Genomic DNA, 859 nt, shown 5'->3' with positions numbered 1-859 from the left:
CTCACCGAGGTGGTGCGCGGCACCGCCGGAGCGGCCGAGACGGGCCGGGTCGATGTGGTCCAGCCCGTCCTGTGGGCCGTGATGGTCTCCCTCGCCGCCGTATGGGCCGCCCACGGCGTACGCCCCGCGGCGGTCATCGGGCACAGCCAGGGCGAGATCGCGGCCGCCGTGGTGGCCGGAGCACTCTCCTTGGACGACGGCGCGAAGGTGGTGGCAGGGCGCAGCAAGGCGCTGCGGCGGCTGGCCGGCGGCGGAGCGATGGCCTCCTTGCACCTGAGCCCGCAACGGGCCGGGAAACTGCTGGCCGGGCTGGGCGACCAGGCCGCCGCCGTCGGCCTGGCGGCGGTCAACGGCCCTTCCTCCACCGTGATCTCAGGCCCTCCCGAGCAGGTGGCGCACGCCGTGGCGGCGTGCCGGGAAGCAGGCGGCCGGGCCCGCCCGATCGAGGTGGACTACGCCTCCCACAGCCCCCAGGTGGACCAGATCACCGACGAACTGACGCAGGCCCTGGCCGGTGTCCGCCCGGCCGCCTCGACAGTGGCGTACTATTCCACGGTCACCGCTGGCCGGATCGACACCACCGGACTGGACACCGGCTACTGGGTGACCAACCTCCGCCGGCCCGTCCGGTTCGCCGACACCGTCCGGACACTGCTGGACGACGGCCACCGCGTCTTCATCGAGACCAGCACCCACCCCGTCCTGACCATCGGCCTGCAGGAGAGCTTCGAGGAAACCGGCACCGACGCGGTCACCATCCCCACCCTCCGACGCGGCCACGGCGGCCCCGCCCAACTGGCACAGTCGATGGCAGCAGCCTTCACCGCCGGCATCGACGTCGACTGGACCCGCTGGTTCC

At 73.2% G+C, this 859-nt stretch carries 1 protein-coding gene; it reads left to right on the top strand.

Features of this window, described 5'->3' with window-relative positions:
• The coding region (locus AXW62_RS39765; protein WP_159061130.1) for an acyltransferase domain-containing protein at positions 1-859 on the top strand (859 nt) is incomplete at both ends.

Source organism: Streptomyces hygroscopicus subsp. hygroscopicus (genome assembly GCF_001553455.1).
Classification (GTDB): Bacteria; Actinomycetota; Actinomycetes; order Streptomycetales; family Streptomycetaceae; genus Streptomyces; species Streptomyces hygroscopicus.
Note: the sequence above shows the minus strand (reverse complement) of the source record. Positions and strands in the feature narration are given on the sequence as shown.